Raw genomic sequence first — 15885 nt, forward strand, 5'->3', positions numbered from 1 at the left:
TTCCCTCATGAGAGGAAAAGGATTATCCGGTATTAGCATCGGTTTCCCGATGTTATCCCAGTCTTACAGGCAGGTTGCCCACGTGTTACTCACCCGTCCGCCGCTAACCAAGAGGTGCAAGCACCTCAAGATTCGCTCGACTTGCATGTATTAGGCACGCCGCCAGCGTTCGTCCTGAGCCAGGATCAAACTCTCCATGAAAGTTGATATAGCTCATTTGTTACGTTGGCTTCACTTCAATTAAGAAGCAAAAATATTGTTTGTTGACTTTTTTGTTTGTTTAGTTTTCAAAGAACAAATTCACTTTATCGCTCAAAGACGACTTTTTAAATATATCATCTCACTAAAGTAATGTCAATAACTTTTTTATCAAGTTGTTTTTTTACGTTAGCAGCGACGTTTATTACTATACCAACTTTATAATTAAAAGTCAACAAACTTTATTAACTTTTTTATTCTGACGTTATCCTTTTTTTCTCCCCCTTTTATCTCTTCTTATATACCTTAAACAGTCATTTGGTGGAGCCACTCTGCAAAATAGAGTAAACAATATTTTGTAACGTTCCTCCATCGCTCTTTTTACAATATGATCAATTCTTTCATCCTTTAAATCAAATAATATTTCGTCCATTTCTCTTTTAATCAGGTATTCCATTTCTTTCACTTCTTTTTCATTAATTAGAAGTCCTATCATTGAATCACCTCTTTGTTGAAATATCCAGTTATTGTAGTCTTTTCCATTTTAGTGAATTTTATAATATATGTTTAATCATATTATCTAAATTTTGCGCATAGGTTGGAATTAGTAAGGTATTGGACGAGGTGGTATAGTGAATCTCTTTTTAGTGTTAAATGGAAAATCTGTTAAACAAGTTTTGTTAATCCTAATTGCGGCTTTCTTTACAGCCGGCTTTCTCTTTATGGGTAATATTTCCTTAACCCCGGTGTTTTCAACGAAGGATGGATCTAAAGCAGTATATCGTGGGGAAAAGGACCTTGCTCTCACCTTTAATATAGGCTGGGGAGATGAGAAGGCCGAACCAATCCTGGACGTCTTGAAAAAGGAAAATGTGAAATCTGCCACTTTCTTTTTAGCAGCTTCCTGGGCAGAAAGACATCCTGATCTGGTTAGCCGGATTTCGAAGGAAGGATACGAGGTTGGAATCCTTGGTTATGAGTACGTGGACTATACAGAGTTAGACGATGTAAAGATTGGTAAGGACATTTCGAAAGCACAAGAAGCCTTTAGGAAATTAAATATTAAGGAGATTAAGCTCTTGCGGGCTCCAACAGGTCATTTTGATGAACGAACCTTAAAAATTGCAGAACGGTATGGGTATACCGTTGTCCATTGGAGTGTTGACTCTAAGGATTGGACCAACCCCGGAATTGAACAGATTGCAGCAAATGTTAAAAAGGCAGGTAAAGGAGATATCGTCCTTTTACATGCATCTGATGGTGCTAAACAAACGGAAAAAGCTTTACCGCAAATCATTAAGGATATACGTGATAAGGGAATCAAACTGGTATCTGTCTCTGAGATGATTGCCAATGGTGAAGTAAAATCAAAAGAAATAAAGTGAAACTAATAAAAAGCCGTCCACTTAAATGGACGGCTTTTTGGTAAGTTTCGTTTTCTTATTTGAGCTTTTTGCTGATTTATGCGATGCTTCAGCGAGACGTTTTTGCTTTTCTTGCTCTGATTGGGAATTGAGCTTATGAAGGATCAATAATTGGTATGCATTACATGCAAGTAGTGCAATCATCATTAGCAATACCCAGCTTTTCTCGTTAACCCGTAGAACAGGTACCCATTCAATTACCGTAACAACAATCATAAAAAATAGTGCTGGAATAAAAGCATCCCGATTTGTTTGTTTATATTTAAACCAAGCAACAATCAAACTTACTAATAAAAGTGTTACTGCAAGGCCAACATAAGGAAGGATCGTTTCACCTGATTTTGCAAAGTTTTCATAACGTAAATATACTAGGTCAAAAAGGACGAATGCGATGAGCACTATTTGTACTGCATTCCAAAGCTTTACTGATTTAAAAATACCTAACCCGAATCTGTGAACCGTTAGATAAGCAAAAAAGCCCATCTGACTAATTACACTAAAAAGAAAGCCCATTACAATTAACCAAATGGTTGTAGATAATATATCTATGATTCGAAAATCAGTGAAGTAGTGCTGAAATTCGGACCAGCGGACAATAAAACCAAATAATGCTGTTGTAAGGCCACCTACTATTAAAGTGGACATGAACAGTTTTACCCATATACGACTAGTCACTCTTGTATCCCCCACAGTAGAAAAATATCAATACCCTACTGATTGTACCAATCAATATTTAAAAAATCCATATTAAACACTACTCAGACGAATATTCTTAACCTGTTTTCCTCATTCTAACGTTAAGGATTCTTATGTGAAAGGAGCTTTTAGATGAAAGTTAAAAATATCCTGCTCCTCTTACCCCTCATGGTGTTCTTAACTAGCTGCGCTGCCGCCGAAACAGGTAATGGCGGTCAAGCAGATTATGAACAGACAAAAAAAATGGTTGTCGATATTCTCAAAACAGATGAGGGTAAGAAAGCAATTCAAGAAGTTATGTCTGATGATGCAATGAAAGAAAAATTAATTATGGACCAAACAGTGGTTTCAGATACGATTCAACAAACTCTTACCTCTGAAAAAGCAACGGCTTTTTGGAAAAAAACTTTTAGTGATACTAAATTTGCACAAGGCGTAGCTAAAAGCATGAAATCTGAACACGAAGCATTATTAAAGTCTTTAATGAACGACCCAGAGTATAGAGCGATGATGATTGAAGTATTTAAAGAACCAGAAATTCAAAAAGAAATGGCTGATGCACTAAAAAGTAAAGAATACCGCGAGCACCTTCAAACAGTCATTTCTGAAACACTCGATAGTCCATTATTTAGAGCAAAAATGGAAGAACAACTCCTTAAAGCCGCTGAAGAACAAGCAGAAGCGAAAAAGGCTGCAGAAGAAGAAAAGAAAGAGTAATAAATCAGTTAAAAAAGTCAAAACGATAAAAAGCCCCTTCTTCGGAAGAGGCTTTTTATTACTAACTATTTTTTAGTAATTGTGTCATTTTCTCTGCAATTTCCAGATAGATTTTCCCGATCTGATGATCTTCCTGATAGACCGAAGGTGCAAAGTCTTCTTCATTCCAATCAGGCTGGTTTAATGGCAAACGTCCTAAAACTTTAGAATTCAGTTCTTCCGCTAATTTATCTCCGCCGCCTTTTCCAAATACGTATTCCTTCTCGCCGGTTACCTTACTCTCAAAATAGGCCATGTTCTCAATAATACCGAGGATTTCATGGTCGGTCCGAAGTGCCATCGCGCCAGCACGAGCAGCTACAAATGCCGCTGTAGGATGTGGTGTTGTTACAATAATCTCTTTACATGAAGGAAGCATCGTATGAACATCAAGGGCTACATCCCCTGTACCTGGTGGTAAATCTAATAGTAGATAATCAACGTCTCCCCATTCCACTTCATTGAAGAAGCTATTTAGCATCTTTCCTAACATAGGACCTCGCCAAATTATTGGTGAATTATCTTCTACAAAGAAGCCCATTGAAATTACTTTAACCCCAAAGCGCTCGACTGGGATTATTTTTTCTCCGCGGACAACTGGTCTTTTAGTTATGCCCATCATATCAGGCACACTAAATCCATAAATATCAGCATCCACTAGGCCTACTTTTTTACCTAGGCGTGCTAAAGCAACAGCTAGGTTAACAGATACGGTTGATTTCCCTACCCCTCCCTTACCACTGGCAATCGCAATAAAGGTTGTCTTATTTGAGGTCAATAAACTTTTATCTTCTGCTGCACTTTCATTTTGTCGATTGGCCGTTAAAACTTCTTCTGCAAGCTCGCTGAAACGAATACCAACCGTTTGCGCGCCAGCTTCCTTTAACAAATTGACTATTTGTGTCTGAAGCTGTAACTGCTCAGCAGTGCCAGTTCTAGCAATCTGTATTTTAACACTTACATGATTTTTCTCTTCTTTTATTTTTATTTCCTCGATAGCATTTAGTTCTGCTAGGGACTTATGTAAAAATGGTTCTTTGAGATTTCCAAGGACTTCACGTACCTTTAGTTCTGTTAACATGTAACAAACACCTCACCTAATGAATTCGTTTCCACTTTAAAGTATACCATAATCATGCTAAGAAGCAGTTAACTGAATCACACATGGTTTATGAATAAAAATAGAAGGTGTATCCACCTTCTCTAGTCCGATTCTTTTAACTCGTCCTCATTCGTAAAGAATCGGTTAATTCCTTGATATATAGATGCTGCTACCTGTTCCTGGTAAGCTTCCTGCTGCAGCCTTTGCCGCTCAGTTGGATTTGAAAGAAAACCCACCTCGACAAGCACCCCTGGCTTTTTTGCATTTTTTAAGATATAGACATTGTTAATCGGTTTCGCTTTGCGCGTTGTATTGCCTAAATTAACCCTTAGCTCTTCCTGGATAAACTTTGCAGCCTTAGCATTTTCTTTAAAATGGGAGGCATAGAAGGTTTGGGCACCACTCCACTTGGATGATGGAATCGCATTTAAATGAATACTAACAAATAAATCATTATCCTGTTCATTAATCATTTTCAGCCTTTTTTTCAAATCTTCCACTTTTCTCCGGCTGTATCCCCGAGTATCAGGATCTGCTAAGTCTCGATCAGAATCACGTGTCATAATAACAAGTGCTCCTTGTTCCTGCAGATAATCTCTGACTTTTAAAGAAATCTCTAAGGCAATGTCTTTCTCAAGTGCTGGTTCACTTCCTGCCCCGCCATCGGGTCCGCCATGACCAGGGTCAAGCAGAATTATTTTGCCTGCTAAAGGGAGACTCCATGATTTCCAAGTGTCTTCTTTTACAAAGTCATATTGTAAGATTAAGAATAAAATAAGTAATCCTACAGAAAAACCAATTATTTTTATTTTTTCCTTTGACAACCGTATCATTCCTTCCCGCTCGTCCCTGTTCAATTACACTATATGGGACAAGGGGAAGTTTTAGAACTTAGAAAATGTTTGAAGAAAGACACGAACTAGTGAAGGCGCAGCTTGTGACGTCTCTCGCCTTTATTAAAGCCTTCTTTCCACCATATATCAATATATCCTTCGCAAGAATAGTATAGGGATTCACTCATACTTCCCTCTTCTCCATTACCCCAATACAGAAGGAAATTGTATAAGGTGTCAATCAAATGTTTCTCTTCTTTATAACAACGTTTACGGGCATCATCTATATTTTCACCATAATAGCCAAACTTACTGAATTTAGCTCCTAATAAATATGCCTCCAAAGCAACGTCATAACAAGCCTCTTCAATCCCTGAATTCATCACAAAGCTAGAAGCTACCCTTGTTGATCCGAAATATTGTTTGACTCTTTCCTTTAAGGTTTTAAGTGATAGGTCTCTTAATACTGAACGCTCGTACTTTAGCTGTTTATCACGGCGTTTTTCTTTGAAGGTTGTAATAACATTCACTGTTTTTTTCACCTCTTAGGACTATTCTTCAACGCTTGGTGTTAAGAAATACAAGTCCCAAAAGGTTTTCAATTGCCAATTTTTATCCTACTGCCGACAGGCTTTTTTATCGGTTACTCCACACAATAGAAAAAGTACTTCCGCTGCTCGTACTTTCCTTCAAAAAAATATCAGCCCCAAGAACCTTAGCCAGCATTTTACTAAAAGGCAATCCTAGCCCGAGTCCTCTAACTTTAAGCTTCTTCTTTTCCCCCCGGAAAAACCGCTCAAAAACATAATTCTGTTCCTCTTCTGGAATTCCAATACCAGTATCTATAATATCTATAGAATCATCCGAAAGCACGACTTTAATGGAACCTCCGGGTTTTAATGCCTGATAAGCATTGTTTAGCAGGTTAATCATAATTTGCTGTAATCTTAACGGGTCTGTCTCCCTAAATATGATCTTTTCAGGTGTGATAACCCGATAGTCCACAGGCTGCGACTGAGTGATCATCCACTCCCGAACCATCTCCAGAACAAAATCATTCAAATTACATTTTTCTTTCCTAATTGAAAATGCACCGGCAGATAGAGAATTAAAATCTAATAAGTCCGCAATCATCGTTTGCAGTCGATGAACTTCCTTAAGGGTAATATTTAAAAATTCCTGACGTTCCGCACCTTCAACAACTCCGTCCCGGACCGCCTGCACAAGTCCACTAATGGATGTCACTGGAGTCTTCAAATCATGTGTAACCCCTGCAAGCAACTCAGCACGAAGCTTTTCAAGATTACTTAATCGGTTGGTCATTTCCTTAAAACTGCTGACCAATTCATATATTTCCTGTTCATTTGAAGCAGTGTTGAGATTATAATCGTATTTACCTTCCTTAATTTGTGAAGCTGCCATGGCAACGTCTTGGATTGGTTTAAGAATTTTTTTGGATAGAAGATAAATGACAACCCAACCGAGCAGTCCTAGACCTACAAGGAGAATAATCAATAATCGATATTCCTGATTAACATCAGTAAGCTCAGAGGAGCCTTGCACCAAAACAACCCATCCTACCTGTTGCTCATCATTTAAAATGGGGGATTTTATTGTGTATACTTCTTCACCTTCAAACTGCAATTTCTGTACAGTCTCTACACTTTCAAGAATTTCTATCGGTAATGTGACCCCTAAATCGCGGTTTTGATGTCCCCTTCCCCCAGGACCCATACGAGATGAATTAGAAAAAATTGGATTCCCTTCAAGGTTATATCCAGCTCTTTTGCATCCGCTTTTACTTGTGCAGTGTATACCTCTTTAGCAATTTCATTTATTTCTTTTCCTTCTACACTAATTCCAAGGTCTGCAGCCTGTTTCTTAACAGTAGCCGTATAGACTTCCTGAGAGAGTGTTGTTATATCTTTACCGTCTGTAGAAATGCCCAGCTCTTCTGCTTTCTTGTAGACTTGTGCTTGTCTAATTTCTTGCATCAAGGTCCCGGCATCTTTATTTTCAGTTGCAACACCAAGTTCCTTTGCTTTTTCCTGTAATTGAGCTAAGCGAATGTCCTGCATTAAGGTTTGTGCGTCTTTATTTTCTGTGCTGATTCCAAGCCCTTTTGCTTTTTCTTGTAGTTTTGCTAAACTAACCTCTCCTGCTAATATTGTAGTATCTTTACCTGTTGTATCTATCCTATAGATCTTCGCCTCTTGCTGAATAAGGGCTGCTTGTATTTCTACCGTTAATGTTTCTGCGTCCTTATCCGTTGTATCAATCCCAAGCTCTTTCGCTTTTGCTAGGAGTTCCTCTGGTTTCATTCCTTTATGTCCAAATCCAAACCCCTTGAAAAATGATTTAAAACTTTCTACCTTTGCTGTTACATTACTAGTTGTATCTGTTTCATTTGCGAAAGATGTTGTAGCATATCCGCCTAATAATAGAACACCTGTGACTGTTAATCCTAACACTGACTTTTTCATACTATTTTCCTCCTAAGACATCTTATTTTATTAGGCTCGTGTCTTTGCTGAACCTTGTACAATAACTATAACGCCGGTAAATGTCAGCTAAATGTCAAAGGAAACTAATTTTAAATAAGTTAAGCGGTTTTTAATATAAAATTTATCCCAATATGTCAGGATTGTGTTCGAGGCTATTTTTTCCCATCCATATAAACAAAAAAAACAGAGCTCTTGGTTGTAACAAGAGCTCTATCATTTATTCATTATTCATCTATCTCCACGTTGTGGTAGACTTGTTGGACGTCATCTAGGTCTTCTAATGCATCGACCATCTTTTCAAATTTAGCTTGTGCGTCTTCAGGAAGGGTAACGTCGTTTTGCGCTAGCATTGTTAGTTCTGCAACAGTAAAATCTTTAATTCCTGCAGTTTTGAATGCTTCTTGTACAGAATGAAATTGATCAGGCTCTGCATAGACAATGACGGATTCCTCTTCTTCAAGAATATCGCGGAAATCTACATCTGCTTCCATTAATATCTCAAGTACTTCATCAGCTGTTTTTCCCTCTATTCCGATAACAGCAGTAGCATCAAACATATACGCCACAGAACCGCTGACACCCATGTTTCCGCCATTTTTGCCAAATGCCGCACGGACATCGGATGCAGTACGGTTAACATTATTCGTTAAGGCATCAACTATTAGCATCGAACCATTTGGTCCAAAACCTTCATAACGAAGTTCCGAATAGTTTTCCTCAGAGCCGCCTTTTGCTTTCTCAATCGCACGATCAATAATGTGTTTTGGTACATTATAAGTTTTAGCCCGCTCTAACACAAACTTTAGAGCCTGGTTCGATTCTGGATCCGGCTCGCCTTGCTTTGCTGCCACAAAAATTTCGACTCCAAATTTTGCATAGATACGACTTGTATTTGCATCTTTAGAAGCTTTTTTTTCTTTAATATTGTTCCACTTACGACCCATTATGAACACTCTCTTTCTAATTTGAATCTACACTAAGAATATTAATATGAACTTAGCTCTACTTCAACATTTTTTTCAATACTGCTCATTTGCTTCTGAAGATAGAATCAATAATGTCTTTTTTCAGATACTATTATACCTTATTTTCCTAAAAAAAGACCCCCAACCAACTTTGGTTGAGAGTCTTTGATAATTGAAAGATTAACGTTTTGAGAACTGAGGTGCACGACGAGCGCCCTTAAGTCCGTATTTCTTACGTTCTTTCATACGTGGGTCACGAGTTAGCAACCCTGCGCGCTTTAATGTTGGACGGAATTCTGGATCAGCTTGTAGTAATGCGCGAGCAATACCGTGGCGGATTGCGCCAGCTTGACCAGTGTATCCACCACCGCTTACGTTAACAAGAACATCGTAGCTGCCAACAGTTTCAGTAGCTACTAATGGTTGGTTAACAACCATACGTAATGCTTCAAATGGGATATAATCTACGATGTCACGACCGTTAACTACAATCTTACCTGTACCTGGAACTAGACGCACACGTGCGACTGAGCTCTTACGACGACCAGTACCAATATATTGAACTTGTGCCAAGTTAATACCCTCCCTCTAATTAACCGCGAAGTTCGTAAACTTCAGGTTTTTGTGCTTGGTGCGGATGCTCGCTACCAGCATATACGTGTAATTTTTTGAAAATTGCGCGTCCTAGAGAATTCTTTGGAAGCATACCTTTAACAGCAAGCTCAATCATTTTCTCAGCATAGTTCGTGCGCATTTCAAGAGCAGTTCTTTGCTTTAAACCACCTGGGTGATTTGTATGACGGTAGTAGATCTTGTCAGTTAATTTCTTACCAGTTAATTCAACTTTAGAAGCGTTAAGAATGATTACATTATCACCAGTGTCAACATGTGGTGTAAAAGTTGGTTTGTTTTTACCACGTAAGATTGATGCAACTTCAGAAGCAAGACGACCAAGAGTTTTGCCTTCAGCATCAATTACGTACCATTTACGCTCGATATTGTTGGCATTTGCCATAAACGTTGTACGCATGAGTTTCCCTCCTAAATTTCAATCCATAAAAGATTATTTTTCGCACTTTCATTTGCAATCATCGTAAATTCTGTTCCGGGAATTTACCTTCATGCATCTTGCGCGCTCAGTTTTTCAGATCATATATTTCAATCACGATAAGACTTTCCGGGGCTTATTCGTGGGATTAAAATAACACACATATGCTATAATAAGGCTTCTTTCGCATAATGTCAAGAAAATGTTACACCAGGTTAGGTTGTTTTTAGAAAAGCGGAATCCCCTAGGCGCTGTAGCTGGACAATTAGTAAAATACCTTCCAGAGATACAATCCATGGGCAGGCGCTGTTTTTCCGGCAAAGCGCCTGTCTTTTTTCTCTAAGATGGTTTTAATCTCCTCAGGGTTCATGCTTCCGGAACCTACTTCTAGCAGCGTTCCTACTAAAATCCTAACCATATTATAGAGAAATCCATTTCCTACAAACCTTATGCTTAAAGTTTCCTTAGCCTGTGATATGTCTATTGACTCAATCGTCCGAACCTTATCCTCTACCTCTGTCCTTGCTGAGCAGAAGCTAGAGAAATCATGTGTTCCAAGTAAGTATTGACTGGCTATTTTCATTGCCTCATTATCTAAAGGATAAGGATATTGATAAGCAAAATTACGTTTAAAAGGGTCACGCTTATCAGATAAATGAAGAAAATACTGATATTCCTTTCCTCTGGCATCAAACCGGGCATGGAAGCTCTCATGTACCTTCTCGACTGTCAAAATCGCAATCTCATCAGGAAGTAAGGAGTTTAATGCCAATTCCCATTTTTCCACTGGAATTGAGAGTCCAGAATCAAAATGAATGACCTGACCCAAAGCATGCACACCTGCATCTGTTCGGCCAGAAGCAGAAATTTTCACAGGCTCCCCCTTATGCATTTTTGCCAATACCGACTCTATTACACTTTGAACCGTTCGTTTATTTGGCTGTACTTGGTACCCTGAAAAGGGCGAACCATCATAGGAAATGATACATTTATAGCGCTGCATAGTTTAGCTCCATTAAGAACGTAATAGGATTAATAGCACCGTCAAAATGACAAGTAGGACTAGCTGCAGAGAATCGGCTGTTTGCCAGATCAGCTGCCTGTATTTTGTTCTCCCTTCACCACCGCGATAGCCCCTAGCTTCCATCGCAATCGCAAGCTCCTCAGCTCGTTTAAATGAGCTGACAAACAAGGGGATTAGAAGCGGGATAATCGCTTTTATTCGCTCCTTAATTGGACCGCTTGCAAACTCAACACCTCTGGCAATTTGAGCCTTCATTATTTTATCGGTTTCCTGCATAAGTGTAGGAATAAACCGTAAGGAAATTGACATCATAAGCGCCATTTCATGAACAGGAAAGCGAACCTTTTTTAATGGATTCAAAAGCGTTTCTAGCCCATCTGTAATTTCAATTGGTGTTGTTGTCAGTGTTAGCAAAGACGTCATTAAGATCAGAAAGAAGAAACGCATAGAAATGAAGACCCCCTGCCTAAGACCCTCTTCATAAATCTTAATCGGACCCCACTCGTACAATAACTGGCCTTCTTTTGTAAAAAACAATTGAAGAATAAAAGTAAATAACACGATCCATAAAACTGGCTTTAAGCCAGAATATAAGAATCGAAAGGGAATTTTAGATAAACCCAGCATTAAGAAAGTATAAAGTGCAATAAGACCATATGTCATCCAGTTATTAGCGAGAAATATTATACATACGAATAGAAAAATAACCATCAATTTTGATCGTGGATCCAGCCTATGAATCAAGCTGTTAGACGGAACATATCTTCCAATTATCATTTTTTCCATCATTATCCTTCACCCCTGCTAAGTAATTCTGTTACTGCAGCAGATAAATCTTCAATGGATAGATAGATTTTCCCTAGTTTCAATTCTAGTTTTTCCTCTAGTTTGAGCTGGAAACGGACCACTTCTGGAACATCAAGTCCCATTTCAATCAGTTCAAACGAAGAAGAGAATATTTCTTCTGGCGTCCCTTGGTTTACTACTCTTCCTTGCTGCATAATGACAATCTGATCAGCGTACCTTGCTGCATCCTCCATACTATGTGTAACAAGGACCGTTGAAAGGTTTCTCTCATTATGAAGCATATAGAACATATCCATGATTTCTTTACGTCCTCGTGGATCTAATCCAGCTGTAGGCTCGTCTAATACAATGACATCGGGCTCCATTGCCAGGACACCAGCAATTGCCACGCGCCGCATTTGACCTCCGGATAAATCAAACGGCGATTTCCCGAGTACATCTTCCTCTAACCCGACTTGTTTCAAGGCCACACGTGCTCTTTGTTTCGCTTCCTTCTCTGAAACTCCAAAGTTCATTGGTCCAAATATAATATCCTTTTCAACCGTTTCCTCAAACAATTGATGTTCAGGAAATTGAAAGACGATGCCCACTCTTTGACGGATACTTTTTAGATTTTTATTCTTTTGCTTTGCTTTTACTTCATGTTCACCAATAACTACCTTGCCATCAGTCGGCTGAAGAAGGGCATTTAGATGCTGTAGAACCGTTGATTTCCCCGAACCTGTATGGCCAATAACCGCCAAATAGGTACCTGATGGGATATTAATGGATACATCTTGTATAGCCAGTCGTTCAAAGGGACTGTTGGCCTGATATCTATACTCTACATGCTGCAGTGAGATGTCCATAGCTCTTTCACCAACTCTTCTTCCGTTAAATAGTGTTCAGAAATGTCAAACCCTCTTCTTCTAAGGGATTTACTCAGTTTTACAGAGAAAGGGATATCCAGCCCTAAACGGACTAATTCATCGTCCAAGGAGAAAATCTCCTTTGGTGTTCCTTCTCGATAGACAGAACCCTGATTCATCACAATAATCCGGTCAGCCTTTGCAGCTTCTTCTAAGTCGTGAGTAATCGAAATGACGGTTAGTGAATTCTCACTTTTTAAATTGCGAACTGTTTCAAGTACCTCTTCTCTTCCTCTCGGATCGAGCATGGATGTTGCTTCATCTAAAATAATGATGGCAGGTCTTAAAGCTAAGATACCAGCAATTGCTACCCTCTGCTTTTGACCTCCTGAGAGATGGTGAGGCTCTTGATTAAGAAAATGATCCATTTTTACCTTTTTAAGAGAATCCTCTACCCTATGAACCATGTCATCTCTAGGTACCCCATTATTTTCTAAACCAAAAGCCACATCATCCTGTACAGTGGTGCCAACAAACTGATTATCAGGATTCTGAAAAACCATCCCTAATTGTCTTCTGATTTCCCAGATAGAATCGGCATTTAAATTTATCCCACAAACCGTTATTTCACCCATCTGAGGAAATTGCAGCCCATTTAAAAGCTTTGCCATTGTTGATTTTCCAGAACCATTGTGACCGACGATTGCTAGCCATTCACCTTCATATATATCAAAGCTGACATTTTGAAGGGCAAAGCGTTCCTCCGTATCATATTTAAATGAAACATTTTTAAGGGAAACGATTGAATCTTTCAACGGCAACCTTCTCCTCTCGCCTCGACTATTCTCGGACCTTTAAATACAAAAAAAGCCTGCACCTCAACCCTATGCAGAACGAATAAATCTGCCATAAAAAGGGATTCTAATAAATTAGAAATGGGAGGAGGTGCATGAGCTAGACGAGACGTATTTCAATCCACGTAACAATAGTTACGTCATGTTAAAAGGTACAAGAATTCTAATCAGTATAACATGACTATTTGAGATCAAGAATAACCTTTTGGATTATCTCCAATTATTGGAGTTACGCTCATCATAACACTCTTTTTGGCTTGGTGTGTACATTTATTGAATTGTTTACAGAAAAAGGGCAGAGAACAAGTTTGTTTGTAAACTGTCCAGCGCCCTTGTTGTCTGTAAAAAATATTAAACTAACTCGATGATAACCATTGGTGCACCATCGCCGCGGCGTGGTCCAAGTTTCATAATACGAGTATATCCACCTTGACGCTCTGAATAACGAGGAGCGATGTCAGCGAAAAGTTTTTGTAAAGCATCTGTACCTTTTTCAGCATCAGCAACTTCATTACGAACGTAAGAAGCAGCTTGACGGCGAGCATGTAAGTCACCGCGCTTACCTAAAGTAATCATTTTCTCAACAGTTCCACGAAGTTCTTTCGCACGAGTTTCTGTTGTTTCGATGCGCTCATTTATAATTAAATCTGTAGTTAAATCACGTAGCATAGCTTTACGCTGTGCACTTGTGCGTCCTAACTTTCTGTATGCCATGAAGGGTTCCCTCCTTTGTTGAAGTCATTAGCGGATGGGCTTTAGTATAAGTTAACAGTAAGTTAAAAGCTTTAACTAATTAGTCGTCTTTACGTAAGCCTAATCCTAGCTCTTCTAGTTTCGCTTTCACTTCTTCAAGTGATTTACGACCCAAGTTACGTACTTTCATCATATCTTCTTCAGTCTTATTAGCTAATTCCTGAACAGTGTTGATTCCTGCACGCTTTAAGCAGTTATATGAACGAACTGATAAATCTAGTTCTTCGATTGTCATTTCAAGGACTTTTTCTTTTTGATCCTCTTCTTTTTCAATCATGATTTCAGCATTCTGCGCTTCGTCAGTTAGACCAACAAAGATGTTTAAATGCTCAGTTAAAATTTTTGAACCAAGAGCAATAGCTTCTTTTGGTCCAGTGCTCCCATCTGTCCAAACATCAATCGTTAGCTTATCATAGTTTGTCATCTGACCAACACGAGTGTTTTCTATTTGGTACGAAACACGGGAAACTGGTGTAAAAATAGAATCGATTGGTATCACACCAATTGGCTGATCCTCACGCTTATTTTGTTCAGCAGGTGTATATCCACGTCCACGTCTTGCAGTTAAGCGCATGCGAAGATGGCCTGTTGCAGATAGTGTAGCAATATGAAGATCTGGATTTAAGATTTCAACATCACTGTCATGTGTAATATTTGCTGCCTTTACAGGACCTTCACCCTGTAAGTCAATTTCAAGTGTCTTCTCTTCGTCCGAGTAGATTTTTAAAGCTAATTTCTTAATGTTTAAAATGATGGATGTAACATCCTCTACGACGCCTTCAATTGTTGAGAACTCATGAAGTACCCCATCGACCTGAATCGATGTAACAGCGGCACCTGGGAGTGAAGATAATAGGATACGACGTAAGGAGTTACCCAAAGTAGTACCATATCCACGCTCAAGTGGTTCTACGACGAACTTTCCGTACTTGGCATCATCGTTGATCTCAACCGTTTCGATTTTTGGTTTTTCTATTTCGATCATCAAATAACCCTCCTTCAAAACGTCGAAACCTCGATTAGAACTCTAATCGAAATTCCCCCATGTATACGTTCCCGTTTTGTGCACAACAACTGGAATTGATCTTCTGTATGAACGGAAAAATTAGTATCATATCCCATTATAGACGCAGGATACAAATCCTATACAGAAAAATTAAACACGACGGCGTTTTGGTGGGCGGCAACCGTTATGAGGAACAGGTGTAACGTCTTTAATAGCTGTTACTTCAAGTCCTGCAGCCTGAAGAGCACGAATAGCAGCTTCACGTCCTGCACCAGGGCCTTTAACTGTAACTTCTAAAGTTTTCATACCGTGTTCGATGGAAGTTTTAGCTGCAGTTTCAGCTGCCATTTGAGCTGCGAATGGAGTAGATTTACGAGATCCTCTAAATCCTAGCGCACCTGCACTTGACCATGAAATCGCATTACCATGAACATCAGTGATAGTTACGATCGTATTATTGAATGTTGAACGGATATGAGCGATCCCTGCTTCAATATTCTTTTTAACACGACGTTTACGTGTATTAGTTTTACGAGCCATTTAAATAACCTCCTTTGCCGATTACTTCTTCTTGTTCGCAACAGTCTTACGTGGACCTTTGCGAGTACGAGCGTTGTTTTTCGTATTTTGTCCACGAACCGGTAAACCACGACGATGACGCAATCCGCGGTAGCAACCAATCTCCATTAAACGCTTAATGTTAAGAGAAATTTCACGGCGAAGGTCACCTTCAACTTTTAACTTGTCGATGATATCACGGATTTTGTTTAATTCGTCTTCTGTTAGATCACGCACACGAGTATCTTCAGAAACACCAGCCTCAGCTAGTACTTTTTGTGCAGTATTTTTTCCAATACCATAAATGTAAGTTAGAGAGATAACTACACGTTTTTCACGCGGAATATCTACACCAGCAATACGTGCCATAATGAGCGCACCTCCTTCAGATTAACCTTGTTTTTGTTTATGTTTAGGGTTTTCACAGATAACCATAACTTTTCCGCGTCTACGGATAACTTTGCACTTTTCGCAGATCGGTTTGACAGATGGTCTTACTTTCATTATCC

Annotated in this window: 21 protein-coding genes and 1 rRNA gene; 2 read left to right on the forward strand and 20 right to left on the reverse strand. The window is 39.0% G+C overall.

From position 1 onward, the window contains the following. Positions 1-201 (reverse strand): 16S ribosomal RNA (locus BTR25_RS20515); the annotation flags it as partial. A 262-nt stretch (positions 202-463) separates the two neighbouring features. Beyond that, on the reverse strand, positions 464-694 hold the full coding sequence (locus BTR25_RS20520) for a hypothetical protein (protein ID WP_075689898.1): 231 nt from the start codon (positions 692-694) through the stop codon (positions 464-466). Positions 695-830: 136 nt separating this feature from the next. Here BTR25_RS20520 and pdaB point away from each other — a divergent pair, with 136 nt between their 5' ends. After that, a complete protein-coding gene (pdaB, locus tag BTR25_RS20525) occupies positions 831-1583 on the forward strand; it encodes a polysaccharide deacetylase family sporulation protein PdaB (protein WP_075689899.1) in 753 nt (250 codons plus the stop codon). A 21-nt stretch (positions 1584-1604) separates the two neighbouring features. Here pdaB and BTR25_RS20530 read toward each other — a convergent pair whose 3' ends face one another. Continuing rightward, a complete protein-coding gene (locus BTR25_RS20530) occupies positions 1605-2297 on the reverse strand; it encodes a KinB-signaling pathway activation protein (RefSeq protein WP_075689900.1) in 693 nt (230 codons plus the stop codon). A 153-nt stretch (positions 2298-2450) separates the two neighbouring features. Here BTR25_RS20530 and gerD point away from each other — a divergent pair, with 153 nt between their 5' ends. Then, positions 2451-3035, forward strand: a complete 585-nt coding sequence (gene gerD / locus BTR25_RS20535) for a spore germination lipoprotein GerD (RefSeq protein WP_075689901.1) — start codon at positions 2451-2453, stop codon at positions 3033-3035. Positions 3036-3096: 61 nt separating this feature from the next. On the opposite strand, the gene BTR25_RS20540 is transcribed toward gerD, so the two are convergent. The 17 genes from BTR25_RS20540 to rpmJ form a co-directional block, all read right to left on the reverse strand. Further along, the gene (locus BTR25_RS20540) at positions 3097-4155 is read right to left on the reverse strand and encodes an Mrp/NBP35 family ATP-binding protein (protein ID WP_075689902.1); all 1059 of its coding nucleotides are present in this window, start codon (positions 4153-4155) and stop codon (positions 3097-3099) included. A gap of 122 nt (positions 4156-4277) precedes the next feature. Next, positions 4278-5000: an N-acetylmuramoyl-L-alanine amidase CwlD gene (cwlD, locus tag BTR25_RS20545; RefSeq protein ID WP_303046857.1), complete on the reverse strand. Its 723-nt coding sequence runs from the start codon at positions 4998-5000 to the stop codon at positions 4278-4280. A gap of 95 nt (positions 5001-5095) precedes the next feature. Then, a complete protein-coding gene (locus tag BTR25_RS20550) occupies positions 5096-5539 on the reverse strand; it encodes a YbaK family protein (protein ID WP_075689904.1) in 444 nt (147 codons plus the stop codon). A 106-nt stretch (positions 5540-5645) separates the two neighbouring features. Further along, positions 5646-6572 carry a sensor histidine kinase gene (locus BTR25_RS20555; protein WP_254842761.1) on the reverse strand — a complete coding sequence of 309 codons (927 nt, stop codon included), beginning with the start codon at positions 6570-6572 and terminating at the stop codon, positions 5646-5648. 131 nt (positions 6573-6703) lie between these two features. Further along, positions 6704-7492 carry a hypothetical protein gene (locus BTR25_RS20560; RefSeq protein WP_075689906.1) on the reverse strand — a complete coding sequence of 263 codons (789 nt, stop codon included), beginning with the start codon at positions 7490-7492 and terminating at the stop codon, positions 6704-6706. Positions 7493-7737: 245 nt separating this feature from the next. Then, positions 7738-8457, reverse strand: a complete 720-nt coding sequence (locus BTR25_RS20565; RefSeq protein WP_075689907.1) for a YebC/PmpR family DNA-binding transcriptional regulator — start codon at positions 8455-8457, stop codon at positions 7738-7740. A 201-nt stretch (positions 8458-8658) separates the two neighbouring features. After that, positions 8659-9051 (reverse strand): 30S ribosomal protein S9, encoded by a 393-nt coding sequence (gene rpsI / locus BTR25_RS20570; RefSeq protein ID WP_075689908.1) that lies wholly within the window; start codon positions 9049-9051, stop codon positions 8659-8661. Between the two features lie 19 nt (positions 9052-9070). Beyond that, on the reverse strand, positions 9071-9508 hold the full coding sequence (gene rplM / locus BTR25_RS20575) for a 50S ribosomal protein L13 (RefSeq protein ID WP_075689909.1): 438 nt from the start codon (positions 9506-9508) through the stop codon (positions 9071-9073). A 283-nt stretch (positions 9509-9791) separates the two neighbouring features. Beyond that, positions 9792-10529 (reverse strand): tRNA pseudouridine(38-40) synthase TruA, encoded by a 738-nt coding sequence (truA, locus tag BTR25_RS20580; protein WP_075689910.1) that lies wholly within the window; start codon positions 10527-10529, stop codon positions 9792-9794. Positions 10530-10541: 12 nt separating this feature from the next. Next, on the reverse strand, positions 10542-11339 hold the full coding sequence (locus tag BTR25_RS20585; protein WP_075689911.1) for an energy-coupling factor transporter transmembrane component T family protein: 798 nt from the start codon (positions 11337-11339) through the stop codon (positions 10542-10544). Next, positions 11339-12205 carry an energy-coupling factor ABC transporter ATP-binding protein gene (locus tag BTR25_RS20590; RefSeq protein ID WP_075689912.1) on the reverse strand — a complete coding sequence of 289 codons (867 nt, stop codon included), beginning with the start codon at positions 12203-12205 and terminating at the stop codon, positions 11339-11341. The genes BTR25_RS20585 and BTR25_RS20590 overlap by 1 nt, the downstream gene beginning before the upstream one ends. Continuing rightward, on the reverse strand, positions 12181-13020 hold the full coding sequence (locus BTR25_RS20595) for an energy-coupling factor ABC transporter ATP-binding protein (protein ID WP_075689913.1): 840 nt from the start codon (positions 13018-13020) through the stop codon (positions 12181-12183). The genes BTR25_RS20590 and BTR25_RS20595 overlap by 25 nt, the downstream gene beginning before the upstream one ends. A gap of 390 nt (positions 13021-13410) precedes the next feature. Continuing rightward, complete coding sequence (gene rplQ / locus BTR25_RS20600; RefSeq protein WP_075689914.1) at positions 13411-13773, reverse strand: 50S ribosomal protein L17; 363 nt, start codon at positions 13771-13773, stop codon at positions 13411-13413. A 79-nt stretch (positions 13774-13852) separates the two neighbouring features. Continuing rightward, complete coding sequence (locus BTR25_RS20605) at positions 13853-14797, reverse strand: DNA-directed RNA polymerase subunit alpha (protein WP_075689915.1); 945 nt, start codon at positions 14795-14797, stop codon at positions 13853-13855. Positions 14798-14968: 171 nt separating this feature from the next. After that, entirely contained in the window at positions 14969-15358 is a 390-nt protein-coding gene (gene rpsK / locus BTR25_RS20610; protein WP_075689916.1) for a 30S ribosomal protein S11, read from the reverse strand. Between the two features lie 21 nt (positions 15359-15379). Then, positions 15380-15745: a 30S ribosomal protein S13 gene (rpsM, locus tag BTR25_RS20615; RefSeq protein ID WP_026565543.1), complete on the reverse strand. Its 366-nt coding sequence runs from the start codon at positions 15743-15745 to the stop codon at positions 15380-15382. Positions 15746-15766: 21 nt separating this feature from the next. Next, a complete protein-coding gene (gene rpmJ, locus BTR25_RS20620; protein ID WP_000868344.1) occupies positions 15767-15880 on the reverse strand; it encodes a 50S ribosomal protein L36 in 114 nt (37 codons plus the stop codon). Between the last annotated feature and the right edge of the window lie 5 nt (positions 15881-15885).

Origin of the sequence: Bacillus sp. MRMR6, from assembly GCF_001940785.1 — a bacterium.
GTDB lineage: Bacteria > Bacillota > Bacilli > Bacillales > Cytobacillaceae > Neobacillus.

Coding starts and splice junctions, on each gene's coding strand:
- BTR25_RS20520 (WP_075689898.1), bottom strand. CDS start 694: ATGATAGGACTTCTAATTAATGAAAAAGAAGTGAAAGAAATGGAATAC.
- gerD (WP_075689901.1), top strand. CDS start 2,451: ATGAAAGTTAAAAATATCCTGCTCCTCTTACCCCTCATGGTGTTCTTA.
- BTR25_RS20540 (WP_075689902.1), bottom strand. CDS start 4,155: ATGTTAACAGAACTAAAGGTACGTGAAGTCCTTGGAAATCTCAAAGAA.
- BTR25_RS20560 (WP_075689906.1), bottom strand. CDS start 7,492: ATGAAAAAGTCAGTGTTAGGATTAACAGTCACAGGTGTTCTATTATTA.
- BTR25_RS20565 (WP_075689907.1), bottom strand. CDS start 8,457: ATGGGTCGTAAGTGGAACAATATTAAAGAAAAAAAAGCTTCTAAAGAT.
- rplM (WP_075689909.1), bottom strand. CDS start 9,508: ATGCGTACAACGTTTATGGCAAATGCCAACAATATCGAGCGTAAATGG.
- truA (WP_075689910.1), bottom strand. CDS start 10,529: ATGCAGCGCTATAAATGTATCATTTCCTATGATGGTTCGCCCTTTTCA.
- BTR25_RS20585 (WP_075689911.1), bottom strand. CDS start 11,339: ATGATGGAAAAAATGATAATTGGAAGATATGTTCCGTCTAACAGCTTG.
- BTR25_RS20590 (WP_075689912.1), bottom strand. CDS start 12,205: ATGGACATCTCACTGCAGCATGTAGAGTATAGATATCAGGCCAACAGT.
- rplQ (WP_075689914.1), bottom strand. CDS start 13,773: ATGGCATACAGAAAGTTAGGACGCACAAGTGCACAGCGTAAAGCTATG.
- BTR25_RS20605 (WP_075689915.1), bottom strand. CDS start 14,797: ATGATCGAAATAGAAAAACCAAAAATCGAAACGGTTGAGATCAACGAT.
- rpsK (WP_075689916.1), bottom strand. CDS start 15,358: ATGGCTCGTAAAACTAATACACGTAAACGTCGTGTTAAAAAGAATATT.
- rpsM (WP_026565543.1), bottom strand. CDS start 15,745: ATGGCACGTATTGCTGGTGTAGATATTCCGCGTGAAAAACGTGTAGTT.
- rpmJ (WP_000868344.1), bottom strand. CDS start 15,880: ATGAAAGTAAGACCATCTGTCAAACCGATCTGCGAAAAGTGCAAAGTT.